This is a genomic window from Streptoalloteichus tenebrarius, assembly GCF_024171885.1.
In the GTDB taxonomy this organism is placed as follows: domain Bacteria; phylum Actinomycetota; class Actinomycetes; order Mycobacteriales; family Pseudonocardiaceae; genus Streptoalloteichus; species Streptoalloteichus tenebrarius.
In genome coordinates this window covers 1261-27153 of record NZ_JAMTCP010000046.1, presented here as the reverse complement: position 1 = coordinate 27153, position 25893 = coordinate 1261, and the positions used below count along the sequence as shown (strand labels likewise).

25 protein-coding genes and 3 pseudogenes are annotated in these 25893 nt (G+C 69.5%); 14 read left to right on the top strand and 14 right to left on the bottom strand.

Translation table 11 applies throughout. The features are described 5' to 3' along the window. Positions 1–4: 4 nt before the first annotated feature. Positions 5–463, bottom strand: coding sequence for a MarR family winged helix-turn-helix transcriptional regulator (locus LX15_RS26990; RefSeq protein WP_253672708.1), 459 nt, complete (start codon positions 461–463; stop codon positions 5–7). Between the two features lie 79 nt (positions 464–542). Between LX15_RS26990 and LX15_RS26985 the strand changes: the two genes are divergently transcribed. The 3 genes from LX15_RS26985 to LX15_RS26975 all read left to right on the top strand — a co-directional run bounded on the left by LX15_RS26985 (position 543) and on the right by LX15_RS26975 (position 2017). After that, positions 543–968 (top strand): DUF5313 domain-containing protein, encoded by a 426-nt coding sequence (locus LX15_RS26985; RefSeq protein ID WP_253672706.1) that lies wholly within the window; start codon positions 543–545, stop codon positions 966–968. A gap of 21 nt (positions 969–989) precedes the next feature. After that, a complete protein-coding gene (locus LX15_RS26980; RefSeq protein ID WP_253672704.1) occupies positions 990–1418 on the top strand; it encodes a GNAT family N-acetyltransferase in 429 nt (142 codons plus the stop codon). A 74-nt stretch (positions 1419–1492) separates the two neighbouring features. Then, on the top strand, positions 1493–2017 hold the full coding sequence (locus LX15_RS26975) for a GNAT family N-acetyltransferase (RefSeq protein WP_253672702.1): 525 nt from the start codon (positions 1493–1495) through the stop codon (positions 2015–2017). Between the two features lie 205 nt (positions 2018–2222). Here the strand turns inward: LX15_RS26975 and LX15_RS26970 are convergent, their stop codons facing one another. Both LX15_RS26970 and LX15_RS26965 read right to left on the bottom strand, forming a co-directional pair. After that, positions 2223–2591 (bottom strand): hypothetical protein, encoded by a 369-nt coding sequence (locus tag LX15_RS26970; RefSeq protein ID WP_253672700.1) that lies wholly within the window; start codon positions 2589–2591, stop codon positions 2223–2225. Continuing rightward, complete coding sequence (locus tag LX15_RS26965) at positions 2588–2788, bottom strand: hypothetical protein (protein ID WP_253672698.1); 201 nt, start codon at positions 2786–2788, stop codon at positions 2588–2590. Before LX15_RS26965 ends, LX15_RS26970 begins: the two co-directional genes overlap by 4 nt. 565 nt (positions 2789–3353) lie before the next feature. Between LX15_RS26965 and LX15_RS26960 the strand changes: the two genes are divergently transcribed. After that, complete coding sequence (locus LX15_RS26960; protein ID WP_253672696.1) at positions 3354–4721, top strand: NsdA family TPR-like regulatory protein; 1368 nt, start codon at positions 3354–3356, stop codon at positions 4719–4721. A gap of 9 nt (positions 4722–4730) precedes the next feature. Here the strand turns inward: LX15_RS26960 and LX15_RS26955 are convergent. Then, positions 4731–4958, bottom strand: a pseudogene (locus tag LX15_RS26955) (thiopeptide-type bacteriocin biosynthesis protein); the annotation flags it as partial. A 231-nt stretch (positions 4959–5189) separates the two neighbouring features. On the opposite strand from LX15_RS26955, the gene LX15_RS26950 reads away from it, so the two are divergent. Continuing rightward, positions 5190–5885, top strand: a complete 696-nt coding sequence (locus tag LX15_RS26950) for a 2'-5' RNA ligase family protein (protein ID WP_253672692.1) — start codon at positions 5190–5192, stop codon at positions 5883–5885. 107 nt (positions 5886–5992) lie between these two features. On the opposite strand, the gene LX15_RS26945 is transcribed toward LX15_RS26950, so the two are convergent. Both LX15_RS26945 and LX15_RS33710 read right to left on the bottom strand, forming a co-directional pair. Next, positions 5993–6595 (bottom strand): hypothetical protein, encoded by a 603-nt coding sequence (locus LX15_RS26945; RefSeq protein ID WP_253672690.1) that lies wholly within the window; start codon positions 6593–6595, stop codon positions 5993–5995. A 78-nt stretch (positions 6596–6673) separates the two neighbouring features. Beyond that, positions 6674–6889, bottom strand: a pseudogene (locus tag LX15_RS33710) (hypothetical protein); the annotation flags it as partial. Positions 6890–6916: 27 nt separating this feature from the next. Between LX15_RS33710 and LX15_RS33705 the strand changes: the two are divergent. The 4 genes and pseudogenes from LX15_RS33705 to LX15_RS26925 all read left to right on the top strand — a co-directional run. After that, positions 6917–7135: pseudogene (locus tag LX15_RS33705) on the top strand (O-succinylbenzoate synthase); the annotation flags it as partial. Between the two features lie 166 nt (positions 7136–7301). Further along, positions 7302–7928 carry an RHS repeat domain-containing protein gene (locus LX15_RS26935; protein WP_253672686.1) on the top strand — a complete coding sequence of 209 codons (627 nt, stop codon included), beginning with the start codon at positions 7302–7304 and terminating at the stop codon, positions 7926–7928. A gap of 285 nt (positions 7929–8213) precedes the next feature. Next, positions 8214–8537, top strand: coding sequence for a hypothetical protein (locus LX15_RS26930; protein ID WP_253672684.1), 324 nt, complete (start codon positions 8214–8216; stop codon positions 8535–8537). After that, complete coding sequence (locus tag LX15_RS26925) at positions 8534–8680, top strand: hypothetical protein (RefSeq protein WP_253672682.1); 147 nt, start codon at positions 8534–8536, stop codon at positions 8678–8680. The genes LX15_RS26930 and LX15_RS26925 overlap by 4 nt, the downstream gene beginning before the upstream one ends. An 812-nt stretch (positions 8681–9492) precedes the next feature. Here LX15_RS26925 and LX15_RS26920 read toward each other — a convergent pair. Both LX15_RS26920 and LX15_RS32745 read right to left on the bottom strand, forming a co-directional pair. Then, entirely contained in the window at positions 9493–11421 is a 1929-nt protein-coding gene (locus tag LX15_RS26920; protein WP_253672680.1) for an endo-beta-N-acetylglucosaminidase, read from the bottom strand. A 351-nt stretch (positions 11422–11772) separates the two neighbouring features. Next, positions 11773–12489 (bottom strand): cytochrome P450 family protein, encoded by a 717-nt coding sequence (locus LX15_RS32745; protein WP_301305327.1) that lies wholly within the window; start codon positions 12487–12489, stop codon positions 11773–11775. A gap of 245 nt (positions 12490–12734) precedes the next feature. Between LX15_RS32745 and LX15_RS26910 the strand changes: the two genes are divergently transcribed. Both LX15_RS26910 and LX15_RS26905 read left to right on the top strand, forming a co-directional pair. Further along, the gene (locus tag LX15_RS26910) at positions 12735–13016 is read left to right on the top strand and encodes a hypothetical protein (RefSeq protein ID WP_253672678.1); all 282 of its coding nucleotides are present in this window, start codon (positions 12735–12737) and stop codon (positions 13014–13016) included. A gap of 800 nt (positions 13017–13816) precedes the next feature. Beyond that, positions 13817–14320 carry an NUDIX hydrolase gene (locus tag LX15_RS26905; RefSeq protein ID WP_253672676.1) on the top strand — a complete coding sequence of 168 codons (504 nt, stop codon included), beginning with the start codon at positions 13817–13819 and terminating at the stop codon, positions 14318–14320. On the opposite strand, the gene LX15_RS33700 is transcribed toward LX15_RS26905, so the two are convergent. Then, positions 14277–14618, bottom strand: a complete 342-nt coding sequence (locus tag LX15_RS33700; protein ID WP_372502800.1) for a hypothetical protein — start codon at positions 14616–14618, stop codon at positions 14277–14279. The genes LX15_RS26905 and LX15_RS33700 overlap by 44 nt on opposite strands. 299 nt (positions 14619–14917) lie before the next feature. Next, positions 14918–15244, bottom strand: a complete 327-nt coding sequence (locus LX15_RS26900; protein WP_253672674.1) for a hypothetical protein — start codon at positions 15242–15244, stop codon at positions 14918–14920. Between the two features lie 177 nt (positions 15245–15421). Between LX15_RS26900 and LX15_RS33945 the strand changes: the two genes are divergently transcribed. Next, positions 15422–16228 (top strand): hypothetical protein, encoded by an 807-nt coding sequence (locus LX15_RS33945; protein ID WP_504978685.1) that lies wholly within the window; start codon positions 15422–15424, stop codon positions 16226–16228. Positions 16229–16729: 501 nt separating this feature from the next. On the opposite strand, the gene LX15_RS26895 is transcribed toward LX15_RS33945, so the two are convergent. From LX15_RS26895 to cas7g, 4 genes are read right to left on the bottom strand one after another with little or no spacing between them, the layout of a single operon-like run. Continuing rightward, entirely contained in the window at positions 16730–17668 is a 939-nt protein-coding gene (locus LX15_RS26895; RefSeq protein WP_253672672.1) for a type I-G CRISPR-associated protein, Cas3-extension family, read from the bottom strand. Further along, positions 17665–20655 carry a type I-G CRISPR-associated helicase/endonuclease Cas3g gene (gene cas3g, locus LX15_RS26890; protein ID WP_253672670.1) on the bottom strand — a complete coding sequence of 997 codons (2991 nt, stop codon included), beginning with the start codon at positions 20653–20655 and terminating at the stop codon, positions 17665–17667. The genes LX15_RS26895 and cas3g overlap by 4 nt, the downstream gene beginning before the upstream one ends. Beyond that, complete coding sequence (gene csb2 / locus LX15_RS26885) at positions 20648–22072, bottom strand: type I-G CRISPR-associated protein Csb2 (RefSeq protein ID WP_253672668.1); 1425 nt, start codon at positions 22070–22072, stop codon at positions 20648–20650. Before csb2 ends, cas3g begins: the two co-directional genes overlap by 8 nt. After that, positions 22072–23268, bottom strand: a complete 1197-nt coding sequence (cas7g, locus tag LX15_RS32740) for a type I-G CRISPR-associated RAMP protein Csb1/Cas7g (RefSeq protein WP_308213528.1) — start codon at positions 23266–23268, stop codon at positions 22072–22074. The genes csb2 and cas7g overlap by 1 nt, the downstream gene beginning before the upstream one ends. Before the next feature lie 467 nt (positions 23269–23735). On the opposite strand from cas7g, the gene cas4g/cas1g reads away from it, so the two are divergent. Then, complete coding sequence (gene cas4g/cas1g / locus LX15_RS26875; RefSeq protein ID WP_253672666.1) at positions 23736–25382, top strand: CRISPR-associated endonuclease Cas4g/Cas1g; 1647 nt, start codon at positions 23736–23738, stop codon at positions 25380–25382. A gap of 6 nt (positions 25383–25388) precedes the next feature. Continuing rightward, positions 25389–25676, top strand: coding sequence for a CRISPR-associated endonuclease Cas2 (gene cas2, locus LX15_RS26870; protein WP_253672664.1), 288 nt, complete (start codon positions 25389–25391; stop codon positions 25674–25676). Positions 25677–25893: the final 217 nt, after the last annotated feature.

Below are 25893 nucleotides of genomic sequence, written 5' to 3'. Positions count from 1 at the left end.
CCGCTCAGGGCGCGTCCGCGCGGGTCGCGGCGGCGATGACCCTGGTCAGCGCCGCGTGCAGCTCCTGGAGTTCGGACACCTCCATCCCGAGTGTCTCCACCACGCGGTAGGGGATCTTCTCCGCCTCGCTCCGCAGGCTCCGCCCCTCGGGCGTGAGCGTGACCGACAGCTCCCGCTCGTCGGCCCGGTTCCGCTCCCGAGTGACGTAGCCGATGGCCTCCAGCCGCTTGAGCATCGGGGACAACGTCGCCGGTTCGGCGTGCAGGGCCTGGCACAGGTCGCGGACCGAGCGCGGGGACCGCTCCCACAACGCCAGCATCACCAGGTACTGCGGGTGCGTGAGGCCGAGCGGCTCCAACAGCGGGCGGTAGATCCCGATCACGGTCCGCGAGGCGACGGACAGGGCGAAGCAGACCTGTCGCTCCAACGCGAGGGGGTCCTCCCCCAGGTCGATCGCTGTCATGCGCTCCCCCACCATTCGTTAGTACGTTAACTGTTAGTCTACGGAACGTTGGCCAGGACGTGCGAAAGGTGGGTGGCCCGTGGGTGCTGCACGGCCGAACCCGATCCAGTGGCTGTGGTACGCGGTCGGCGGCCGCCTGCCGGAGCGGCTGCGCGAGTGGGTCCTCCACGACGTGACGTGCCGGACGTGGGTGTGGCGGCACGCCGCGCGCAGCACGGTGCTGATCGGGCCGATCTCCCTGGCGTGCCTGCTCGTGCCCGGCCCGATCGAGATCCGGCTGGGCATGGTGGGCCTGGCGGTCCTGGTCGGCTACTACTTCTCCTTCTCGTACATGGAGGAGAACTGTGAGCACCGCGTGACCAAACACGGCTACGCCCCGGGGACCGCGCGGAACGTCCGCCGGGCAGCGCGGGAGGAGAAGCACGCGGAGGCCCACGCGCAGGCGCGGGCGCGTTACGAGGCGCGTTATCGGCAGGCCTCCTCCCCCGACTCCGACCAGACCTGACGTCGCAGGGTGGGAACGGCCATGGCAATCAGGTTCCGCGCGGCGAACGCGGACGACGTCGCATCGCTGGTGGCGCTCGACTCGGTCGCGGCCACCGACGACGGCTCCCGGCGACAGGCTATCCACCGCTGGGTGTCGGCTGGTGACACCCGCGTCGCCGAGATCGACGGCGAGGTCGTGGGGTACTGCGTGGTCGAGGAGAACTTCTTCGACCAGGCGTTCGTGACCATGGTGATGGTCGCCCCGCGGGCTCGCGGGCACGGCGTGGGCGCCGGGTTGCTGGACGACGCCCAGCGACGACGCCGGACGGAGAAGATCTTCACCTCGACGAACCTGTCGAACCACCCGATGCAGCGGCTGTTGGCCCGGTCGGGGTGGCGGTCGGCCGGCATCGTCTACGGTCTCGACGAGGGTGATCCGGAGCTGTTCTTCCTCGGCCCGGAGCGGTAGCCGCCGCGGGCTGGGCGGCGCAGCCCCAGCGAAACCCTCTGCCCCTGCTCGCGCTTCTCCGGCACGATGGCGAAGTGCTGACTGGGAAACTCGTTCGCCTCCGTGCCGTGGAACCCGAGGACGCCGACACCTTCTGGCGCTGGAACAACGACCCCGACGTGGTTCACTGGCTCCAGGCCGACTACCCCGAATCGCTGGCGGCGACCCGCCGCCGGTTCGCCGACCTCAAACCCAACTCCTACTCGCACGCCCTCTTCGCCATCGAGACCATCACCGGCGGCAAGCTGATCGGCTGCACGACGCTGCGGGACGCGACCCCGGAGACCGCACGCGCCGAGCTGGACATCTACATCGGCGAGAAGGACCAATGGGGTTCCGGCTACGGCACCGACGCGCTGCGCACCGTCTGCCGGTACGGCTTCGACGCCATGCGGCTGCACTCGATCGCCCTGTGGGTGGTCGCGGAGAACGAGGCCGCGATCCACGTCTACCAGAAGGTCGGTTTTCGCGTGGACGGCCGGCACCGCGACGCACACCGTGGCGTGGGCCGATGGCACGACCTGATCCTGATGAGCCTGCTGGAAGGCGAACTGACCTGAACACCGAAACCCGTTGCCGCCCAACAACTTCCGCCATCCCTGAGAAGATCCCAGGACTGCCACCGGCAGCCGGACAGGCCGTTACCCCGCCGGGCCCGGACCTGACGGGGTAACGACTGGACGGAAAAACCGAATCCCGAACAATCCCTCGTCTACACATTCCCCCCTTCTCTACGGGAATTCGATGGCCGGTCGGGGGCCGGGCCTACAAAGCCAACGGGCTGATCGGCGACCACAGGGTCGGGCCGGTCGCCACCACCAGCCGAGGAGCCAACCGATCCCCCGGCGGGGGCAGCGTCAACAGAGCGGCCACGACCTCACCCAAATGGCCGTCGCGTTCCCAGACGATCCCCGGCGGGTCCTCGTCGGTCATGCGGAGGCCGGTGACGTCAGTGGGTGAGCGGACCCCGATCACGTCCCGCCACCCGCCCGGCCACTCCCGGAACCCGTCGACCTCCACCGGCCGACCATCCCGCACCACCGGCGGCAGGAACCGCCAGCCGCCGTTGCGCAGGGTGATCAGGTGGGCGAGTTCGGGGAAGGCATCCACGGCGGCCTGGTCGGTGGCGTTCACCGCGGGTACTTCCCGGAGGCGAGCCGGGCCTGGCGTTCGGCCATGATCGTGCCGTAGTACCTGGCCAGCTCGACCGCGCGCGGGACGGGCAGGGTCACTCGGACCCGCCGCCGACGCAGGGGTGCCATGCGGCGGTTCCACGCGGCCCAGGACTCCGGAGTCGCCAGGTACAGGACCGCGCAACGGGGCTTGCTCATGGGCAATCGCCTCCTGATATGTCCAGTGTGGATGGATGAGAGAGATCGAAGGGTGTGTTGGTGGCGGCGGGACCGGGGTCAGGGATGGGAGGGGACCCGGTCCCGCCGCCGAGGCCCCGGTCCACCGGCGGGGCCTCATCCCGCGTCTCGCCCGCTACTGGGGCAGCCCATTAGGCGCACGGGACGCCAAAGGGGGCTGAACGAACGAGACGCGGCCGCCTATCTCAAGCCGGCCACGACCGTGGCCAGGAGGTAGCCGACATCGCTGGGCAGCAGGAGCACCGCGACCAGCAGCGCGATCACGGTTCGGGCGACCGCGAGCAAGGACACTGTCAGATCCTCCAAAGACCGACCGTGGCGACCACCCGCGTTTGCGGCTAACCGCATCTGGAGGTGATCGGGCGCAGCGTTGGTGGGGACGTCCGGTGTGGGCCGTGCCGATGTGGTGGTGATCATCGCTGCCATCGTCGACGCCACCCGGCACCCCTGACTACTACCGTGGGGGTCGCGAAACGTGTCGAAAACAGCACCCTCGGCAGTCACACGTGACGGAGGCGAGCCCTCGATGGCCCACTCTCCCAACAATCCACACCTGGCACTTTGGGTCGCGGCCTCCGGCCTGTCCCACGGCGAGATCGCCCGCCAGGTTACCGCCGCCGCCCGCCGCGACGGCCACACCCACATCGCGCCGAACACCACGCGGGTACGTCGCTGGCTCGACGGGGAACGGCCCCGACCGCCGGTGCCCGCTCTGCTGGCCGCGGTTCTGTCCCGCGCGGTGGGTGTGCCGCTCACCCCTGGTGATCTCGGCCTGGCCGGGGCCGGTCCCGTAGTGGACAGCATCCAGCTTCCCCTGCTGTCCGAGGTCGCCGCGCAGACCCTGGCCGGGTGGACCCAGTTGGACCTGGTGGCGCGGCGGGACGTTCTCCGGCTGGTCCTGGGTGGCGCGTTGGTCGCCGCCGCTGACCGCATGCTCGGCGCCACCGCCCACGCATACACCCGCAGCGCGACGGGGTTCGACACCGACAGCGTCACCGCGCTGGAGAACCTCGTCAGTTTCTTCACCCGCGCTGACGCAACCCGGGGTGGCGGCCTGTACCGGTCAGCGATCGTGGCGCAGCTCAACGAGGTCGCCCGCCGCATCCAGGACGGCGTGCCGACAAGCCTGCGCTCCCGCGTGTTCGCGGCGGTGGCCGACCTGGCGGCGTTGGCCGGGTGGGTCTCCCACGACTGCGGCCGGTACGCGGCGGCGCAGCGGTACTGGAGCTACGGCGTCTACGCCGCGACCGAAGCCGGCCTGCCCGACCGGGGCGTGGAGATCGTCACCCGCATGTCCCACCAGATGATCTACCTGGGGCACCACCGGGACGCTCTCGGCCTGCTCACCGTCGCCGCCCGCCGGGCCACCCTGCCCGCGGTGCGGGCGCTGGTGGCCTCCCAGACAGGCCGGGTGCACGCCGCCCTCGGCGACGAACACGCCGCCGAGTCCCACCTCAGCGCCGCCGACGAACTCCTGAACGCTGGCCTAGGCGAGAAGATCCCGGGGTGGGTCGCCTACTTCGACACGGCCGAGCACGCCGGCGCGCGGGCGGTGTCCACCCGTGACCTCGCCGGTCTCGGCCGCACCACCCAGCGAGCCAGTGTCCACTTCGAGCATGCGCTCGCGCTGCGCCAGCCTGGGTTCGACCGGGTGCGGGTGATGGACGGCATCGGCCTGGCCGCCGCACTGGTCAGCGAAGGAGATCCGGAACGCGGTGTGCACGCGGCCCACCAGGCACTCGATCTCGCCGCCCGCATCGACTCGACGCTGGTGGCCTCCCGGCTCCAGACACTGCTGGCCGCCACCCAGCCATACGACACCAGCACGGTGATCGACCTCCGCCAGCGGGTCAAAGAGCTTCTCACCACACACCCCACCACGATCGCCGCATGACCGGCACCCTCAGCCGCCCACGACCGGGCACAGCGAGTTGCGAAGCCGCCCTCGATCACCGGCACACGCGGTCACGGTGGCAGAGTCGGCGACGAAGACGTTCTCCGCGGCTTCCAGCGCCTCGCCCTGCCCGTAGCGGCCGACCTCCAGGAAGTAGGTGTCGAACACCAGCCGCCCGACCAGTCCCGCTTGCCGCATCCGCGCTGTCCACTCCCCGACCGCTGCCCAGCACGCAGCGTAGCGACCACGTGGCCCTGGGGCACCAGGCTCTGGCCGTCTGCGGCCAGCCGATCCGTTCGGTGTGGCAACGAGCCCACGACCTCCGGCAGCTAACCCAGCGTTGGCTCAAGGATCCGCGGGTAGTGGAGTACGAGGAGACACTGCGCACGTGGCAGGCGACACCGACCGCACGGGCGATCACGAACTCACCCACACCCAGCACCGCTGTCGGGCGGCACACTGACCGCTATGCCCTACGCCGTGTTTCCCGTTGAGCCGCCGGAGGATCTCGATGACCCCGTCAGTGTCGCCCAGCACGATCAACGAGCGTTCGACAAGCTGGAAACGATGCTGCGCCACTGGGACCGCCCCCACCAGCGCTCGTACCACTGGTTCCTCGACCTGAGCCAACACCAGCCAGTCATCGAGCTGAGCCAGCGATGCCAACGCCTGCTGCCTCAGGCCGGGCTGGATCTCATCCCACCGGAGGGCCTGCACCTCACCCTCTGCCGGCTCGGCTACGTCGACGACACCCCGCTCCCGCGACTGCACACCGCGGTCCGTGCCGTCCGTGACCGCTGCCGTAGCATCGGCCCGTTCCGCCTGACGGCCATTCCGCTGGCGGGCTCCCCCGGAGCGATCCGCCTCAGTGTCGCACCCTGGTCTCCCCTGGCAGCGCTCCACACGGTGACCCTGGCGGCGTCCGAAAACACGAACACGGACTCCCTCGCGGTGTTCCGCCCACATGTCGGCATCGCCTACAGCCACCGCGTCCAGCCAGCCGACCCGTACATCGAGGCGGCGCGTCACGCGCGCTCGCTGTCTCCGGTCGTGATCGAGGTCCAGGAGCTGCATCTGGTCGAGCTGTACCGGGTCGATCACCAGTACCGGTGGCGTGTCCTGGAACGACTGCCGCTGGCGGCCCACCCCTCGTCGTTCCCGTGAGGCCCTGAGCGGTGGTTCGGCGAGCCGCTCGGCCGTGGCGAGGTCAGCGCGCTCGCTCGCGTCAGCACGAACGAAGCGAGAACGCGGTTCCCATCGGTACTGGCCGATCAGGTGGTGTTCACTCCGAGCCGCGCCGCGAGGCCGAGCAGCTTCGACGTCACGCGACGCCGGTGGTTCTCGACGAGTTCGGCCACGACGAGCCTCGGGAGGGTCTGGTACTGGACCCAGTCCGGCGCCGCACGCTCCATCACCAGCGGGATGTCGAGCGCTTCCTGGTCGTGGCCCAGCCGCGCGTGGGCGTAGGCACGGTCGGCAAGATGCCGCGCCGACGACGCCAGCGGCAGACCGGTCTCGCGGGGCATCATCTTCGCGGCGTCGAGCGCCTTGGTGTAGTTCTCGGTCACGACGTGCACGTCGACCGTCTGCATGACGAGCTGTGACGGGCCGAAGGCGGTCTCGTAGTCGTTGCGGTCGTAGCCGATCCGGTCGGCGACTTCACCGGCGGGCTGAAGGAGACTGGTCGCCTCACCGACCTTCCGCGCTCGGCCCGCGGCCGTCGCGCCGGTGATGAGCAGGCTTCCATACGCGGCGAGGTGCTCGGGTGCGGCATCGCCTCGCGACTCGGTCCGTTCGGCGGTCGACGTGGCGATGCGCACCGCCTCGTCGTAGCGGCCCTGGACGAGTAGCTGCCATGCCACCGAGCCGCGCACCGTGGCGTGCAGCAGCTCGTCGTCCGTCTGCTCGGACGCCGTGAGCGCTCTCCGGACCGACTCGCGGTCGTCGTACTCGGAGAACGGGCAGAACTCGCCCCACCCGACCCGGTCCCTGAACCACGCGTGGGGCACGTACTGGGGTGGCCGGTACAACGCTCTCGCGAAGACCCTGCCGACGGCGATCCCGCACCTTCGAGCCACCGTCCACGCCGCGTCGGCCAGCGAGCGGGTGCGCGCGCACGACCTGATGACCCGGCTGTACTGGGTCACGGGCTGCACGCTCGTGCACATGGGGCAACCCGACGCCGCGTTCCTGGCGTGAGCTGGCTGGCCGCCGCGCTGGAAGCCGCCGACCACGGCTGGCCCGCGCCCGTGCGGGACCGCGTCCCCGTCAACTGCACGGTGCCGGCGGTCGGGCCGGAGCGCGCCGCCGCGATCGTGGCCGGCTCCGGCTGCCGCACCGCGAAGGTGAAGGTGGCCGACCACCCCGACTCCGCGGCCGAGGACGTGGCCAGGGTGGAGGCGGTGCGGGACGCCACGTTCATCTGGGACGGCGCCGAACTCGCCGAGCAGTGGCACACCTGCGCCGGCCGCGTGACAGCGACGTCGTGGGACTACGGGGCCGTAACGGGCGAACCGCTCACACAAACCTCGCGCTCCTGGCTGGCGGACGCGCCGCAGGAGGATATTGACAGTCGGTTCCATGCGATCGTGCGCGATCTTCATCGGCAGCCCAACCGAGCTGGTCGGCCAGGACGGCCGGATTTCCTGGTATCGCACGGAAAGCTTGTGGGGCGACGAGCTGGCGGTGAGAGCGCTCGACGGAACCGCCTGCCCGCTGCGCTTCCCAGGGCAGTACCACGACCGGGAGACCGGACTGCACTACAACTTCCACCGCTACTACGACCCCGCGACCGCGCGCTACCTCAGCCCGGACCCGGTCGGCCTGACGCCGTCGGCGAACCACTACACCTACGTCGTCAACCCGCTGGTGGTCTGCGACCCCCTGGGCCTGGCCAGCCATCACGGGCCCGACGGCCGGTTCGCTGTCGACCCGAGCGGTGTCCCGATTCCACGCAACCAGCTCACCCGGGTCGACGCCAACGGCAACATCATCCCGTTCGAGGAGTTGACCTACGATCACAACCCCGCCGTGGTGCAGCACTGGATCGAGTCCGGCCACAATCAGACCCGCGCCCAGCGCGAGGCGTGGTACTACCAGACCGACAACATGGAGGCCATGTCGAGGAGCGAGAACTCCCGACGCGGCGCCATGCTGAAGGAGCGGTTCAGCGACCGGCCTCCGGGCCCCAACTATTCCTGCTCATGACACGTATCACCAACATCCTTGGAGGGCGATCCGTGGATCTGGCGGACACGTTTGCGGCGATCCCCGGTGCGGTTCCGATCGGTGGCGTGCCTGACGCGTGGTACTGGTCGCACGCCCCCAACTTCGGTTTCTCCGCGATGCTGAGCAGGGACGGCACACACGCTTTCCAGTGCTATGCCCACAACTCCTACGACGAGGGTCTCGCGCACGCCATCGTCGCGTTCGCCCGCGACCACGACTCCGATCTGATCGCCCCTCCGGAGCGTCCGCTGGTGGTGGTCGACCGTGCACAAGTACCACGCGGACAACGCCGAACTGCACCAGATGTCCAGGGCCGTGTTCCCCGCGTACCGGTGCGAGTTCTCCGGCGCGGAGACCGAGGACGAGGCCGCCTACCGTTACACCAGGGCGGCCGGCGCCCAGCCGTCGAGGTGGGACCGCGAGCCGAACCCCTACCTGCGGATGCGCCAGCGCGCCGCGTCCGGCCGGGAGATCCCCGAGCTCGGTTCGCCAACCCACCGAAGCTGGTGCACGAACTCACCGCCCTTCCCGACCGCGAAGGCGGTCTCGTCGGGTTCGAGAACTATCTTCGCCACGTCTGGCTGGTGACCTGGGACGAGGTCTTCCTCATCAGCGAAGGGGGCAAGAAGCCACACCGGATGGAACTCGACGAACTGGTCGGGTTCACCAAGAACGCGCTCTACGGCCCCAACCGGGCATCAGGCGAGTCCGCGTTCACCCCACACTACTGACGCATGGCTGCCGCTGTCGCCAAGACGGGACGCCACCTCGGATCCCTCGGCTACACCGTCCCCCTCTCGAGTCAGCAGCCTGACCCTGACCCAGCCGCGGCCACCGCGCTCAGTCACCGCCACGACCACCACCGCAGGGGCGCCAGAGCCAACCACTGGTCAGACTCCGTGACGTGGCCCCCGCGCGGTCGTCGTTGTCGCTGACGCGGAGCTTGTGGAGATCGTTTTCCCTTGGCTTCCCGCGATGCGGGGTTGAGCACGTTGGTCTGGACGGCGAGGCGGTCCGGGGGTGCGGGCGCGGACCCGGAGCCTGGGACGGCGGCGTGTCCACGGTGCGGACAGGCGCGCTCGCGGATGCATGTCGGTCCACTCCTCCTGTCCGACCCTGCCAGCCACGCTGAGGGCGAACTGGTGGCCGTAGCCTTTCCACCGCGCGGGCCGCCCAGGTCGAGGCCGTCGGCGGCACGGTAGGCCAGCGGTTGTTGGGTCCGGAGAGCGACGCCGTTCAGTTCCGGGCGGGTATTGGTGATCTTTCGCAGCGGCCCGGTCGGCGGCCCGACGTGAACGTGCCCGGGCGGTATCGGGTGCCGGTCAGCGCCGCGACTCTGTCGCTGGTGGGTGTGGTGATGAGGTCGTCGAGGCGTCCGAGGTGCTGCGACAGGGTCGTGGGGCCGCTCGGGTCGAGTCGGGCATGGAACGAGTACATCTGGCTGCCCTGTCCACCAGAAGCCGAGTTGCGAAGCCCCGAGAACCAGCGACGGTGGACGCGGTACTGAGCGCGACCACCGTGCTCACGCGGTGTGTCACGCGGGCTACCACTCGACCACGGTCTTCGCCACGCCGGATCGGTGCCCGGTGGGTCCAACAGCGCATACCACCAGCGGGGTTTCCTTCTCAAGCCGGTCGCGTTCGAGGGATTCGACGTAGAAGCAGGTGTTGAGGGTCGCGCCGAGAAGGACGCTGCGGTCCTCGCCGCGGTAGACCTCGTAATGGCGTAGGGGCGACGAGGACGGGGCGCCCGCGGCGGCTGGCTTCCAGCGAAGCCGCAAGGCCCGCCTGTTGAGCGACAGAGGGATGCTCTGCTGGATCTTGAGGTCGGTGGGCGCCGGTGGCGCGGCGAGTTCTGCGGTGAGGACGCTGAGCTGGCCGAGCCGGATCGGGGCCGGAACCGGGGGTCGCACCCACAGTCCCAGTTGGACGGCGGTGCCGGACACCGTACTGTCCGGGGTGCCGCGCAGCCGCACCCAGCCATTGATCCGCTCCTGGGGTTCCAGTCGGATGCGCAGGAACTCCTGGGGAGCCTGCTTCAGCGCGACCGCGATCTCCAGGCACTCCCACTCTTCTTCGTCGGGTTTGGCCACCACGGAGAACTCGGTCTGCGGTGTGACCCTCATCTGGGCTTGGAACAGGGGCAGGAGGCTTGGCCGCGCTGCCTCGTGGGGCATCAGCAGGAGCAGGCTCGTGCCGCCTTCGAAGGCGTCTTCGTAGTCGAATCGGGGTTTCAGCGCGGCCCGTTCGGGGTCCACGACCCAGCGGTAGAGGGGCATGACGTCCTGGAGTGACAGGTTCGCCCACCCGCCGGTGCGGACCCTCTTCCCCTGCGCGTAGTACGCGGTGCCGTGACCGGTGTTGAAGTGGGTGACGAAGGGATCCCGCAGTACGGGAGTGCGTTCGACGATGTAGCGCGCCAGGCCCCACCGTGTGCCCTGGGGAACGTCGGAGGGGTCCCGGCGGCCACCGACCCAGAAGGTGGCCTCGCCCTCGTGGAACTTCTCCAGATCACGTCCGTTGCCGCTCGCTTTCATCGTCTCGTGATCGGGCCGGAACAACGCCAACGAGACATGCTTCACCGCTACCTCCGGGTCGCCGCGACCCTGGACGGTCTCCAGGCCCGCGTACAGATCCCGGCCGCTGCGGCCGGCCTTCTCGGCGGTGGCCGCCGAGTCCCGCAGCGTGTGCCTCTTGTCGCCCCTTCTCTCGCTCATCCAGGCGTAGTCCAGGAAGATGGAGTCGGACACGCGGGTCTTGCCATCCTGCAAAATCCTCACGTTGTCCTCGGCGAGCGAGCCGGACAGCTCGTACCACATGAACCCGTCCGGCTTCCGCTCACTCGCGTACGCGAGAAAGTCCCGGAACTCGCCGTGCCGCTGGTCGTCGCCGGACCTGTCAGTCTCCTGATTGATAAACCACCCGTCGAACCCGTAGAACCGGGCGGCCTCGATCAGCTTGTCCGCCACGGGGAAGCTGCCATCAGCTCGCCGCGTCAGGAAGGCGTCGACACAGCAGCTCCTGCCACCAGAGCCCGCCTCGGGGAAGAAGACGTTACCGAACACCCTCACCCCGTGACGGTGGGCGGCGTCGGTCACGTGTGGGTTGGGTGCCAGGATCAGGCCCTCGCCCGCGGCTCCGCCCCAGAAGACGAGGATGTCGATGTACTGCCAGTACCCGCAGGCGTAGAAGGCGTGATCGAGGACTCCCTGAGACAGGTTGTTGGGTGTTGCGGCGAAGGCGACACAGGCGGCGACCCTGGCCTTCTCCACCCGGCTCTGCTGGTTCATCGGGCGGTAGGTGTTGAGCTCCCGCGGCGCCAGCGGAACCCGGGACTGGTTGAACTCCCGGTCCGGGTCGTCACCAGGCGACCAGCGCAGGATCGACGCCGGATACCAGACCGGCGCGTAGGGAGGGTGATGCACCGTGGAGAAGTGATGAATCAGTCCTGGTCCACAGGCGACACACGTCATCGACCATCACCCTTCCCACACCGCACCGTGACCTGAGCGGCTTCGTCGTCTCCCGGGTGTTGGAAGCGCCCTCGCCGCCGCTTCCTCCTCCGTTCGGACGCTGCCCGGCTCTCGTCGAGACGACCACATCCACGTCGCCCACGCGCGGTGGGCTCACCGGGCGGGACCACCAGGACCACCCCTGTCGGTGACACAGCCAGGAGGAGCACCTTCCGCGGGCACGGTGAACGCCGTTGCGTATCGGCGACGTCCACCGTCCCCGGTCTGATCGATCGGTTGATTCAGTGGAGGTAACGCATGATCTTCTCCTTCCATGATTGCCGACAGGATGCGTGCGCACGCCGAACCCCTTCAGCACAGGGACAGGTCGAGCCGTTGCAGGCCGCGCAGTGTGACGTTGGGTCGGACCACGAGCTCGCTCACCTGCCGCACTCGCGGGTAGTCGCGCGCCAAGGCGGTCAGCACGGTGCGCACCAGGAGCGCGGCGAGCCATGAACCTGGGCAGGTGTGGGGACCGCGACCGAAGGCCACGTGCGGGTTCGGCCGTCGGTCAAGCCGCAGCACGTTCGGTTCAGGGAAGACGTCAGGGTCGCGGTCGGCGAGGGTGTCCAGTGAGCCGGGGGTGTCCAGGCAGGCCAACAGCGCGGAGCCGAGCAGGCGGCTCGCCGACTCGTATCCGGCGTGCAGGATGACGCGCAGCGAGTTGTGCAGGACTGACTCGCCGACGGCACGGGCGGCGTGGTGCCCGGTGAGGTAGCCGGTGATGCCGCCACGGGTCGGCTCGGCGAGCCACCTGCCCGTCAACCCGGCCAGCCTCGCGCGCGGCGCGATCTCGTGAAGCCGCTTGGACAGCTCCGCGAGGAGCTGCCTCACCTCGTCGATGCGGTCAAGCGCCGAAGCGAACAGGGCCGCGATCTGGGCGGGTTCCTCGGACCAGCTTCCTGCGGTGGTTGCCGCGACCATGGCGGCGGAGTCCTCCAGGCAACTCGCGGCGACCTCGATGGCCTCGGAGGGAAGTTGGTCCGCGACGGCACGGACAGCCTGAGCGACCTCCGCGAGAGTGGACACCGAGCCCAACCTCCGACGATGGAACCGGCGCCAGCGCGGACCGAAACACCGCTTCCTCACCGAACTGGTCCGCGAACTCGGCCTGGGTCGGCCCGCCCGGATCCTGGACTGCACCGGGGAACGCGCCGAGGAGTCCCCCGCACGGGCCCGCAAGCCTCCCCTTTGAGGCCAACCGGGTGGCCAGCAACCAGACCCGCCGACACGTCTGGACATGGCGTCCGATCCACCACTGGACAGAAAACCAGGTGTGGGAACGGATCCACGCCAGCGGCCTCCCCTACCACCCGGCCTACCACCACATCCCGCGCCTGTCCTGCTCGTTCTGCGTCCTGGCGCGGCCTCGGGATCTGGTGCGGGCCGCCCAGCTCCGTCCCGACCTCGCCCAGCGCTACGCCGACGTGGAAGCCCGGATCAACCACCGGTTCCACACCGACTTGTCAGTGGCGAAGATCATCCACAGGACACGAATGGCGCTCGATCCCGGCCCGGCGCTCCCTGCTCCTCTCTGGACACCACCGTGCCGGTAGGAGACCTCAGCCGTGCTGGGGACGGGTACCGGTTGCGCGCGGCGTCGTGGCCAGACCATGAACCACAGCAGCACCCGTCCCGTCACCCCGTACGACGAACCAATCCTCCAGACCCAACAGCGCGGCATCGCGCGCGGTGACCCCTCACCGTTAGCGAGGAGTGGCATCCCCAGGCCCATCTGCACGTGCACTACCAGACGGACCGGGGGTATCGGGCCATGCTGGACACCGTCCGCCACCGACAGCGACCCCGAGGACGCACCCAAGGGCGCGGAGGTGTTTCACCCGCCGTGGGACTACCACGCCACCGGATGGCTCCGCGACTGCCACCAGGATCAGAGAGAGGACTCACCTCCCCATCCGAGAGGTGATCACCGGCGGCGACCAAGTGTTGGGGCGGTAGTGCACCGTCCCGACCTGTCGCCGCCAGCCGCTACGCGTCTCAGCGCCATCTCCACGGCGGTTCCGGCGCCAGGCAGATGTTCGCCTTCCTCAAGGGCAGCCCAACCTGTTGCGTAGAGTTGGGCGGCTCGGCGTCGCCCGAAACCTCTGATCTACTGGAAGAGCAGGCCTGGCACGAGTCCGGACTTGCGGCGCCGACCGACGTCGACGAGCTGCCGCGCGCCTCGCCAGCGCACGACACTGCGGATAGGCTCGGCAGCGGGAGCAGACCCGGGCAACGAGAGCCTGATGATGTTGGAATGAGGGACTGCCTCCCCGGTGATGTTCGGAGTGAGGTGCGGCAACGACACCTGACTGACCGGAAGGCACTCCCACTCCGCCGAGAAACCGGAGACATCGTGTTCGCGGACACCATGCGGTGGGTTGAGCAGTGGCCGCCCCCGCCGACGCCGCCGATCCGGCAGGTCTACGGAGTCGTGTTCCACGGGTCGTCCGGCGCGGTGGTGATCCAGGACGACGCCGGCCGCTACAACCTGCCCGGCGGAACACCAGAGCCCGGCGACGCCGACCTGGTGGCGACCCTGCGGCGGGAGTGTTACGAGGAAAGCCAGCTGGTGCTGGCGGACTGGCGGCCGGTGGGCTACCAGCTGGTGTCCAACGACGACAGCGTGTACGTGCAGGTTCGGTACGCGGCGCTGCTGGCGCATGCGGACCCGGTCGCGGTGGACCCGTGTACGGGCCGGGCCTACGGTCGGGTGCTGGTCTCACCCACCGACGCCGCGGCGCTGCTGGGATGGGGCGAGCGGGGTGTCGCCCAGGTGGCTGCGGCGACCGCCGCAGCCGTCAAGGCTTGGGGGATTACTCCGGCCCCGGCGGGGTGGCCTCGCCAGGACCTGGTCTGAGCGGCAGGCCAGGAACGCGGCCACGACGACGGCCGCCCGCGCCAAGGCGAGCATGCGCAGTGGTAGCGGGGAGCGGACGCCCCGCCGCACTGGCCGCCGCCAAGTCCTGGTCCCCGCCCCCGAGGCATGCCCCGCACCCGACGCGGGCATCACCACATCGACCTCGCCCGCGCGCACCCCGCCGTCGGCGACCGCGCCGCAGCGCGGCACGTTGAGCCGCATCGCGCATCTCGGCCAAGGGTGCTGGAGTAGAGCCGGTGTGGAGTTCGACTTGGCGGGCGGCCTGGTACAGGAGCATGGGAAGGCCGCCGATGACGGTGCTGCCCGCGCGGTGGGCGGCGCGGGCTATCGGGGTGGGCCAGGGCCGGTAGACGACGTCGAGGAGCAGGTTGCCCGCCGTCGGCCAGAGCGGCGCGAGCGGGTCGGCGGCGCCGGGCGGGAGCACGGAGATGACCAGGTCGGTTTCCAGGTGCCGTGCGGCCTCGGTCCAGGGCCCGGGGCGCAGGGTGACCCCGATGCGGTCGGCTGCGCCAGCCAGGACAGTGGTCCGGCGAGGGTCGCGGGCGACGGCCGATCACTGTGCGTTCCTCAACCATCTCACAGCGGCACCACCAGCCGGGCCGGCGCTCCGAGGTGGTCGGCGCCCAACTCCACGACATGGGTGAGACGTCCCCGCTCCCGCCGGGTGCGGATGGTTTCGGCGGCAAGGTCGGGTTGGTCGGCCACGGTACGGGGCACGACGACGGAGATGGCGGCGGGGCTGTGGACGGCCAGCCATTCCAGGGCCAGGGTGTCGATCCCTGTCGCACTACCGAGATAGACGTGCGCATCGGGGCGGGCGAACAGGTTGAGATAGCCGGCGAAGACCACGTCCAGACGCGCCGCGTCCTGCTCGGCGAGCGCACGGGCACCGGTGATGGTCACGTGTCGGGGCACTGCTGGGCCTTCCGGTCCGGGATGTCATCGAATGTCATCTGTCGGGCGTGTGCCTGGACACGGTCGCATGATCCCCACCGAACCCAACCAGGGTTGCTCGGCTGGTATCGCCGCCGATTCCCCTGCACAGCCCCATGCTCACCTCGTGTGTGATCGGGAGACTCCGTGGATCAGTCGACCATGAACCGACCGCTCGTCGGGATGACCGACCTGTTCGGGTTGGAGCTGCGCAAGAGGCGGCTCGTCTCGGCCGTCCTGACGGACCTGGCCCGGTGGTATGGCTACGAGCAGGTGGAGGTGCCCCTGGTCGAGCGCGCCACCTCGTTCTCCGAGGAGGTCGTGGGGCGTTCCCCCTGGCCCGAGTGGGATCAGCGCGGCTGCTTCTACCTCAGCGTGCCGGACTACCGGGGTTCCTACGACAGCGCGCCGGCCACCACCGAGGCGCTGCTGATCCCCGAGGGCACCATCTCAGTGACCAGGTGGTTGGGGCGGTTACTCGCGGAGGATCCGGACTTCGTGATTCCGCTGAAGCTGTTCTACGAGACGCCGTGTTTCCGTAACGAGCTGGTCGACGGGTTGGGTTCGCCGAAGCCCCGACAGTTCACCCAGCTACGCCCCAACAGCACCCCGACCAGCGTAAACAGAGAACCCGCAGGTCGTGTGGGTGCAGTACTGGCCACCGTGATGCGGTTCCGTGCGGTTGTCATCGACCGCCTCCTCCTAGCCGTCTCCAACACCCGCTCCCACGCGGCGAACTCTCGATGCCCCGACGTCGACGAAGTATCACCGACGCTACGAACCGTCGAGCTGGAGTCTGCGCCAGCCACTTCCCGACGGAACCGGCGTGGCAGACCTCGCGGAGGCGGCCGGGATCGACCGCCGGAACATCATGCCGGAATGAGGTCCGGCCGGAGGCCGGAGTGGCAGGTCCGGCGGGTGACGATCCAGTCACCAACTCCGGCGCCGGAATGAGGTCCGGCCGGAGGCCGGAGTGGCAGGGGGGTACGTCGAACGCAGCTACCGCCTCTACCTGGATGCCGGAATGAGGTCCGGCCGGAGGCCGGAGTGGCAGTGCGCCTGTCACTAGCAGGTCAGCGGACCGACAAGTCGCCGGAATGAGGTCCGGCCGGAGGCCGGAGTGGCAGCAGTCGGTGGTGGTCGGACGCGGCGATAGATCCGGAGGCCGGAATGAGGTCCGGCCGGAGGCCGGAGTGGCAGGGCTCGCCCCGCACGGTGGGCTTGACCAGGGGCGCTGGAGATCAACGCGAGCGGTGGGTGATTGAGGGCGGTATTGGCGCCGGCGACGGCGGGTGGCTGGGTCGGAAAGCTTGTCTGACCTGGGCGCGAGCGGTGCGGGCTAGGGGTGGCACCGCCGCGCCGCTCGCAACCCGGTGATCAAAGCCGTTCTCACTGTGTGGTTGTCAAAGGGCGTTGGGGTGGTCGAGCAGCGTCCTGTTTGTGAATGATGTCAGCTCAGGGCGTGCGGACAGGAATGGGAGTGAGGGGACCGTCGGAGTTGTTGCTGGGGCGGCGTCGCGCGGCACACACCCGGAACACCGTCAAGGGCTGCCAGCCTTCCGGGTTGAGGGTGAGGGTTCCTTTGTCCAGGACTGCGTCGCGGGTGATATTGGGGTGTTCGAGCAGGACGCGGACGCCGGTCGCGCTCAGCGGATACGTCCACAGTGGCCACACAAGCAGGTTCGCGTGGTTGATGCGGCGCCAGGCGGTGGCGGTGGTGCGGCCCGTCAGGTCGGCAGCAAGCCGGTAGCCGGGCAGGCCGGCGATGGCTAGCCAGGTGGCGCCAGGGACGGCGTGTTCGGTGGGTTCGCCGCGCGCGTCGTCGGCGCCGCTGTGGATGGCAGCGTGGTCGAAGCTTTCAGCGAGGCGGTCGGGGACCCGGACCCAGCGGGTGAGGGCTTCCCGGAGGCGGTGGGGTTCGGTGCGGATGTAGTGGGCCTGGTTGCGGAACATGGTGTGGAAGCTCTGTTTGCCGGTGGGGGCGACCATGGGGGTGCGTTCGACGCGGCCGTCGGGTTTGACCGCCAGGTCGGTAACCAACGCCCCCACCAGCTCGACGTGATCGGCGTACCGGTCCTCGACCAGCTCGCGGAGGTTCTCGCGGCGGGGTCGCAGAGGGTCAGGAGCTGCCCCGGATGGCGGGAAGCCGGCGGGGAAGCCGGGCAGGAGTTGTTCCTCGGGCAGGCCGGCGGCCAGGTCGGTCAGCCATTCGGCGACCTCGTCCACTGTGGACCAGGTGGTGGTATGCAGGAGCGGGGTGCAGGTGATCGGGGTCCAGGACAGCCGCGGCTGGGTGTCGGGTGCGTGGGTGGTGACCAGGTGCAGCAGGCCGAGGGTGGCGAGGAACCCGAGCGGGGTTCGGCCGTCCAGCCCCGGGAGGGACACCGGCGTCATGGCTTCTCCCTCAGGTTCAGGTCGTGGTGTTCGCCTGCGGAGCAGGCGATGTCGGCGAGACGAACGATCGCTTCGAGCAGGGCCAGCCCCCAGTGGCCGTAGCGCTGGTTGAGGCGGGTGAACCGGTCGCAGGATTCCCAGTCCACCGTGGAGAACCCGGTCAAGTCGACCGTGACATCGCGGTCGATGTGAGGGCCGGCTCCAGCGGGCACGGTGACGCTGGTCGGCGTGTGAGGGTCGTCGACCGGTGGGTGTAGGGGGCGGCCGTGGCCGTGGTGGGCGGCGATCAGGTGCACCACCAGCTCCTCGTCGACACCCGTGATCGGGAGGGCGGTGAGCAGGTGGCCGGCCAGGGCGGCCGACAGCACCTCGTGGCGGCCGTCTTTCGGGTAGCCGCTGGCCTTGTGGGCACGGGCGAGCGCGGCCCTGTGGGTGGGATCGATGCCGGATTTCGCCAACGGCCGCTCAGCGATCTCTGCCGCGCGGTGGGAGCCGCGACGCAGCATGACCTGGAAACGAAGGTCGAGCTTGCCGAGGTCGTGCCAGCCCGCGGCAAGGCCGACCGCCGCCACAAGGTCATCAGGGAGCGTCAGGTTCGTGGCGAAGACTTTCGCCAGCTCCTGGACCTCGTTATGGTGTTGCCCCAGTTCGAGTGGCTCGGTGGAGCCGGAGGAGGCATCAGCTCCAGTGTCCGCCCCGGCCAGGCTGCGGTCGGTGGTGAGCAGAAGATCCTCCACCCGGATAGGGAGGCCCTCCCCCTCCTCCGAACGGGGTCGAAGACGCAGCCGGGTCGGCAAGACCGGGGGGACGGGCACCGTCGGGTGGGCCTGTGGCCACCACGAGGTGAGCACATCGAGCAGCCGGGCGAAGCTGCGGGCGATCGGGGTGTTGCCGAGGCCGATCGTGGTCGGGAGGCGCACCTGGTCGTCGTCACCGAGGTGGTCAGCCAGCTCCCGCAACGCCTCGCCCATTCGGAGGGCGGTCTCCTCACCCCCGGTGGCCGCTACGACGGGGAGAAGAGTGGCGGGGTTGAGCCGCAGCAGCGGATGGCGCCGGGCCACCAGGTCAGCCACATCAAGGACCGGCGTGGTGCTGTCCGGGTTCCACCCGTAGCGGTCGAGCCCGCCGTAGCTGGCGGGCACCACGATCAGATCATCCGGCCGGAGCGCGGAGAGCCGGTGGACGACCTTGGGGTCCTCATCCGGACGCATCCGCAGCACCGGGCGCGTCTCCCCCGCCGCTGTCTGCTGGTTCTCGCCTGGCTCGTCAGGCAGGTCGGTGAGCACGGTGGTGGGTGGGATGCCACGAAGCCAAGACCGCACCGCGGCCAGTGAAACCTCGAGGGTTTCCTCCGCCCGTGGCGGAAGCGCACCGACGAGGTGTTTCCATTCGCGGGGCTGGTCGGGGTCCAGGTCGGCCCGCCACACCACCCGCACCGTGGTGTGAGAGGTGTCAAAGCCGTGGAGGAAACAGTTGACAGGGGTATCGGGAATGGGGATCGGCGCGGTGCGCACCCACCCGTCGAGATGTTGGGCCAGCATCATCGGGGCGAGGGCGGGGGTACTGGTGGCGCCCGCCGGGGGAACCAGCCCGCGTAGGGCAGCGGGGCTGACGTTCAACTTTACCGGGCGGGTCTGGTCGGCCCGCACCGCGCGGGCATGGGCCCACTCCCGCGGCGGGACCAGGGACGCCAGCCAGGCCCAGGTGTTCTCGCGCGGTGGCCCGTAGACGATGTCCGGCTTGTTGCTGGTGGCGTGCACGACCAGCGCCGTCGCGGGATTGGCCTGGCCGACGCGGTTGAGTCGGCCCAGCCGCTGCACGAGCGCATCCCACGGCGCCGACTCAGTGACCAGCCCGTCGAAGTCGAGGTTCGCCCCGCACTCCACCGTCTGGGTCGCAACCACGATCCGGGTAGGCAGGGCCGCGTGGTTGCGCCAACCTACAGTGATCCTGGGTGCCCACTCAGCCAACAGCCGATCCCGGTCCCACAGCCGGGAGCGTCCAATCAGCAGCAGGCACTGGTCCGGGTCGAGCCTCCTCTGGAGTCGGGTGAACACCTCGCGGGCGCGGGCGACGGTGTTGACGACCACGCCGATCAGCCCGCCGGGGCGATGCTCGGCGGCGAGGGTGGTGGCCTCGACGAGCACGTCGGTCAGCGCCCGCTCCGGGCAGGTGGCGGTGATCAGGGTCTTGTCGGCGTCGAGGCGGCGGGCGGCTTCGTCGTGTTCGCGGTGGGCGTCCAGATCGAACACGGTCACCGCCGGCTCCCGCTCCCCACCCTGGGCAGGGGTGGGGTGTTTGCGGTGGGTGGCGGTCAGGGACACCACCTGCACGGGCGGGCGCACCGTCCGCTCGGGTCGGTCGAGGTTTCGGATGGTGTTCAGGGTGTCCAGCAGGGGCTGCGCCAGGTGCGCCTCGTCGACGAACACCACCGAGTCGGTGCCGACCAGGGCCGCGTCGATCGGGGCGAGGCGGCGGGAGGTGCCGTAGGCGCGGAAAAGGAGGCGGGAGCCGATCTGGTCGACCGTGCCCACCACGATGCTGAACCGGTCGGGTCGGTCCAGCCACCGCCAGTCCCACGTGGTCCCGCCGCGCATCCGGGTCACCATCACCGGCTCGGCCGGTGGCGCCGTCTCGCTCAGGGCCCGCAGACCGTGAGCGACCCGCCGGCAGGCATCCGTGGCGGGGGTGTTGATGGCGGCGGCCAGGTGCTGGGCGTGGGTGAACGCCTCGTCGACCACCAGCCGGCGGTCCACCACGAAGAACACCCGCCGCGGCCCGGTTCCGGCCGCGGCGGCATAGACAGCGAGGTCGAGCACGCTGGTCTTGCCCAACCCGGTCGGAACATCCAGCGCCTCGGGCCACTGCCCCTTCCGCAGCACCAACTCGGCCAACGTGGTCTGCCACGGGAAGGGCTCCCGGTCCTTCCCGTGCACTGCCCGCACGAACGCGGCGAACCCCGCGATGTCGTAGTCGGCGTTACTCACTGGGCGCCTCCTCTCGGGGCAGCGGGGCGCACAGGCCCATCCCGAGATACCGCTGCGCCCCCACCGCGACGGGTCCGCCCACAGGGGTGGGGAACCGCAGCAGCGCATGGGTCATTGGCCGAGGGTGAGCCTCCTTGCGCGGCAGATGCCGACGCCGCAACATCGCCCCGCCCCGCACCAGCGGCGCCGCCGCCGGAATCACCTCCACCGGAGTGGGCAGACCGAGACGACGACAGGAGCGCCCGATCTCCTCCTCCACCCCGTCCGGGCCGCAGAACCGCTCCACCACGATCGGCGTCACCGTCGCCCACGTCGTCGAGGGCTGTCGCCACCACGTTTCACGCAACCGGGCGACGCCGCGCTGCTGGAACTCCTCGTGGTCCTCCGGCAGAAGCTCCACGTCGATCTCGCCCAGCCTCAGCGACAGGGGCGCGTCCCTGTTCCACAACGCGCGGAGCACCGCCACTCGTTCGGCGCGATTCATCTCCGGCAGCGCCACCGCCACCCCCAACAGATGTCCCCGCGCGTGTCGGTGGGCGACATCCAGGATCGGCAGGTAGGCGACGTGGGGGCGGTCGTCGGCGCCGTGACCGGACACCTGGGGCGGCAACGGGTCCGGCACCCTCGACATCACCGCCTGCCGCAGCCGGGCGGTGACCATCCCGGCATGGACACCGTCGATCCGCACCCCGCGGGGAAAGGCGAACATCACCATCTCCCGGTGCGGCCCCGCCACCGGTGTGAGTTCCTGCTCCGGCTCGGGGTCGGTCTCACCCAGGACACCGTAGGCCACAGCGCGTGCCGGAGCGGTCCAGGCTGGGGATCCCATCGCATACGTCTCCTCCAACGCGTCGGTGTAGCCGGGACAGGCCACCGTGAGTTCCCGACCCCCACGGTGGTCATCCGGGTCGGGCACGAACCGCACCCACTCACCGCACTCCACATCGGACATTTCGGTGTGGACGGTGAGCACCGCGGCGGAGGTGGAACGCCCGAAGTAGGGCACCCGTGCGGTCAGTTCCCGCAACGCCTCCACCCGGTCCCCATCAGGGTTGAGGTCGGGCCAGACGAACGCGAACCCCGACGTGGCCAGCACCGCGTGCGCCCGGCGACGCAGCCCGTTGGTGCGCCCGGGGAAGAACTGGTTTCCCCCGCCGAGCTTGACCTTGCCGGTGACCACGTAGGAGGCGTGCTCGCCCGCCCACACCGGAACCCGCTCCGCCCACACCTGCGGCGGCGTCTGTTCCTCCAACCACCGCAGCAGCTGTCCATGCCCTTCGTTGGTCGCGCTGGCCCGCAGCGCGCAGTGCAGCCGCGCCGGATGGGGCGGCCATTCCGCCTGTCGATGCGACTGTCGCGGATCCCGAACGCCTGCCTCGAAGCGGCCGTGCAGCAGCCGCACCTGGACCGCCAGCATCAGCGGCGGTCCTCCTCCACCGCCGCGGACAGGTAGGCGTGCTCCCACGCCTTCGCCAGCCCCTTGCCCGGCCTCAGACGCAGCACCTCGTCAGACATCACCAACCCGTGCTCGGCGGCACGAGCCCGGGCCTGCTCGAACACCCGCAGCGCCTCGTCCACGCCCAGCTCGAACGGCTCCCGCTGCCCGCCGCGCCGCTGCCAGGCCACCTCCTCGTCCACCACGACGAGCTCGCAGCCCGACCGCAGCCACAATCCCGACCCGCCGAACGCCAGGCGATCCCCGACCAGCGCCAGGGCGGCCAACGCCACCCGCGCCGCCGTCGCCGCCTCCAGCGGAGCATCCCCGAAGCGCAGCCGCGCCAACCCCGCCATCGACAGCGACGCCATGCGCACCGCCGACTCCACCGTCACCCCGCCGTGGGCGGCGACCGGGGTGATGTTGCCGTGCCCGATCTCCGACAACTTCTCCCCCTTCGCCGACTTCCCGTTGGGCGCCACGTGCTCCCAGCCCGCCGACCCATCGGTGGCCGCGGCGCCGTTGGCCACCGCGCCCACCATGTTGTGGGGGTCCATCCGGCCCGCCGCGCGTCGCCCGAACACGGGGTTCACCCCGACCACCTCGCTACGGTAGAGCCGGGGGAACTTCGCCACGCGTCCCTTGCGGTGGGAGTCCCACGCCCCCAACACCACGCTCAGCGGCTCCCGCTCGTACAAGGCCCGGCAGTCCTCCGCTGTCGCCGCTCGCAGGGACTTGCCCACCGCCGTCTTGTCGAAGGCCTGGCCGTCCAGGAGCGAGTCGCGGAAGTAGGCGTCGGCGTACCGGTGCGGGGCGGTGAAACTCGAGATCCGGACTCGCCGGCCGGTGGAGAGTTCGTGTTCCACCAGCAGATGCGGCAGCCGCAGACGGCCCTCGGCCACCGCCCGCTCGAGCGCCTCCTCGACCCGGTTGGACTCTGACTGCACCGAGTCCAACAACACTGTCTCCACCACCCCGTCCTCCATGCGGCGGGGCTCCACCACATACGGTCGGCGGGGCTTGGTGGCATCGTCGTTGACCGCGTCCAAGGGATAGGTCGGGGGGAACACGCGCGTCCCCACGCCACCGATCGGCTCAAGCCGAGCCGTGATCACCACGGCAGCATCCTCCCCGGACAGCGACACCGCCCGTTCCAGCCGGCCATACACGTCCGCCACCGCGGCCTCCGTCCAGTCGTCCTGGCGCCTGGGTACTCGCGCCTCCTGGACGGAGGACATCACCGGGCACTGACAGAATCCCACTCGCCCCCACGATCGTCACCCGAAAGTGTGAAGACACCCTCGTCGCCCCCGCAGCGCGACGAGACCCCATCCCGGTCCGGTGCGGGTCCCACCGATACCCTCACCACACCGCCGCACGAGCACCCGCGCCTCGAATCGACAACAGAGATCGGGCAAGAACCCGCAGGGCGGACGCAACAGCATCTCTCCGACGACTGGCCGGACCTCATTCCGCCCATCATCCCTGGCTCCTCAGTTGATCCCGCCCTGTCCTGCTTGGCTCGGTCTGCGGCAAGGCCTTCCTCCAGCGATACTTCCCAGGAGTCTCCTGTCACCACCCGGTGGCAGCGCCTCCCTCAGGGGACAACTCTGGAGCACGGCAGGAAACCACGAAGGAGTCGGCGATGGTGGCCGACGAAAGCCCCGAGCTGATCCCGGCCCGGATGGTTAACGAGTACGTCTACTGTCCGCGCCTGTTCTACTTGGAGTGGGTGGACGGTCGGTTCGCGGATTCCGACGACGTCGCGCTCGGACGACACGTGCACCGGAGGGTTGATATCGAGTCCGGTTCGGCTCCTCGTCCCGAGGAAGGCGTGCTGCGGGAGGCACGTTCGCTTCTGCTCAGCTCACCGGCACTGGGCGTGATCGCCCGACTCGACGTCGTCGAAGGTGAACAGGACCATGTCGTGGCGGTCGACTACAAGAAGGGCAAACCTCGGTCGGACGGCACGCCGTGGCCCAGTGACGAAGTCCAAGTCGTGCTGCACGTCCTGCTGCTGCGCGAACATGGCTACACGTGCGACCGCGGCGAGGTGTACTACGCCGCGACCCGACAGAGGGTCCCCATCGTCGTCGATGAGGACAAGGCCCTCTGGGCACGCGAGTGCGTTGCCCGAGCTCGAGCGATCTCCGAGCGCCTCACACCACCGCTGCCACTGGTCGACAGCCCCAAGTGTGTGCGCTGCTCTCTCGTCGGGCTCTGTCTTCCCGACGAGACCAACACGATGCTGGGCTTCACCGAGCGCGCGCCACGGCGTATCGTCCCGAAAGATCCCGACACCGCCCCGGTGTACGTGACCGAGCCGGGATCCATGGTTCGGACACGTTCACAGCGGCTGGAGGTCACCAAGGACGACGAGGTCCTGGCCTCGTTCAGGATGATTGATGTCTCCCAGCTCGCGGTCTTCGGCAGAGTGCAGATTTCGACCCAGACTCTGCACGAGCTGTTCGACCGCGCCGTGCCCGTACTGTGGTTCACCTATGGAGGGTGGCTCAAAGGCTGGGCCTACGGTCTGCCTTCCAAGTACGTCGAGCTCCGCCGGCAACAAACCATTACCCACGCCCAGGGTGGACTTGGCCTGGCCCGACAGATGATTGCCGGCAAGATTCATAACTGCCGCACTCTCATTCGTCGCAATGCCCGATGTGACCAGCAGGCCGTCACGCAGGCTCTGGCCCAGATGGGTCGTCGAGCCGCCACCGCCGACTCCCTGTCCACTCTGCTGGGCATCGAGGGCACCGCCGCCCGCCTGTACTTCCAGGCATTCCCGTCACTGCTGGCCGCCCCCGAGTTCGCCGACGCGTTCGCGGCATCCGGCCGAAACCGTCGCCCGCCCCGCGACCCCGTCAACGCGATGCTCTCCTTCAGCTATGCGCTGCTGCTCAAGGACTTGATCGCTACCACATTGGCCGTGGGCCTGGACCCCTACCTGGGCGTCTACCACCGCATCCGGTACGGCCGCCCGGCCCTCGCGTTGGATCTCGCCGAAGAGTTCCGGCCCCTCATCGCCGACTCCACCGTACTGAGCCTCATCAACAACGCCGAGATCAGCGCCAGCGACTTCATCAGCAGGGCGGGAGCCTTTTCCCTCACACCCAACGGCCGACGCACCCTCATCCGGGCCTACGAACGACGCCTCGCCGCCACCGTCACCCATCCACTGTTCGGCTACACGATCAGTTACCGCCGGGTCCTTGACGTTCAGGCCCGTATCCTCGCCGGAGCCCTGGTCGGCGAGCTCTCCGACTACACCCCGATGACCACCCGATGAAGCGCCATGGCCCGACGCCGCTACCTCCTCGCCTACGACATCGCCGACCCCGCGCGACTCCGACGGGTCTGCACGGTGATGCGCGACCACGGGGAACGGCTTCAATACTCCGTCTTCCTCTGCGACCTGTCGCTCGCGGAACTCGCCACACTGGAGCTGCGAGTTCTGAGCATCATCGACCTGGGCGCGGACAGCGTCGTCCGTATCGACCTTGGGCCTCTCCCCCATCCGGCGGCCATCCACATGCACGGCCGCCGCCGGTCCCTTCCCAGCACCAACCCGAAGATCGTCTAAACACGAGCGGTGAGGTGAGCCCCCTCCCACGCATCACCGCTCGCACCCAGCTCAAAGCACACATCACCGTCCTGCAACACCTCTCAGAAAGATCCAGAACCAGACTTGACTCACACCGCTCGCGATGATCTACAATGTCGCAGGTCACATGCCCCAGTTCAGCCAAGCCCTGCTACTCCGGCCAACGGCCGGACCTCATTCCGGCGTCACGGCCGCA

What these genes read in the sequence shown, in the direction of transcription:
- LX15_RS26990 (WP_253672708.1), bottom strand. Translation starts at nt 463, where the DNA reads ATGACAGCGATCGACCTGGGGGAGGACCCCCTCGCGTTGGAGCGACAG.
- LX15_RS26980 (WP_253672704.1), top strand. Translation starts at nt 990, where the DNA reads ATGGCAATCAGGTTCCGCGCGGCGAACGCGGACGACGTCGCATCGCTG.
- LX15_RS26965 (WP_253672698.1), bottom strand. Translation starts at nt 2,788, where the DNA reads ATGAGCAAGCCCCGTTGCGCGGTCCTGTACCTGGCGACTCCGGAGTCC.
- LX15_RS26960 (WP_253672696.1), top strand. Translation starts at nt 3,354, where the DNA reads ATGGCCCACTCTCCCAACAATCCACACCTGGCACTTTGGGTCGCGGCC.
- LX15_RS26950 (WP_253672692.1), top strand. Translation starts at nt 5,190, where the DNA reads ATGCCCTACGCCGTGTTTCCCGTTGAGCCGCCGGAGGATCTCGATGAC.
- LX15_RS26935 (WP_253672686.1), top strand. Translation starts at nt 7,302, where the DNA reads ATGCGATCGTGCGCGATCTTCATCGGCAGCCCAACCGAGCTGGTCGGC.
- LX15_RS26920 (WP_253672680.1), bottom strand. Translation starts at nt 11,421, where the DNA reads ATGACGTGTGTCGCCTGTGGACCAGGACTGATTCATCACTTCTCCACG.
- LX15_RS33700 (WP_372502800.1), bottom strand. Translation starts at nt 14,618, where the DNA reads ATGCTCCTGTACCAGGCCGCCCGCCAAGTCGAACTCCACACCGGCTCT.
- LX15_RS26895 (WP_253672672.1), bottom strand. Translation starts at nt 17,668, where the DNA reads ATGACGCCGGTGTCCCTCCCGGGGCTGGACGGCCGAACCCCGCTCGGG.
- csb2 (WP_253672668.1), bottom strand. Translation starts at nt 22,072, where the DNA reads ATGCTGGCGGTCCAGGTGCGGCTGCTGCACGGCCGCTTCGAGGCAGGC.
- cas4g/cas1g (WP_253672666.1), top strand. Translation starts at nt 23,736, where the DNA reads ATGGTGGCCGACGAAAGCCCCGAGCTGATCCCGGCCCGGATGGTTAAC.
- cas2 (WP_253672664.1), top strand. Translation starts at nt 25,389, where the DNA reads ATGGCCCGACGCCGCTACCTCCTCGCCTACGACATCGCCGACCCCGCG.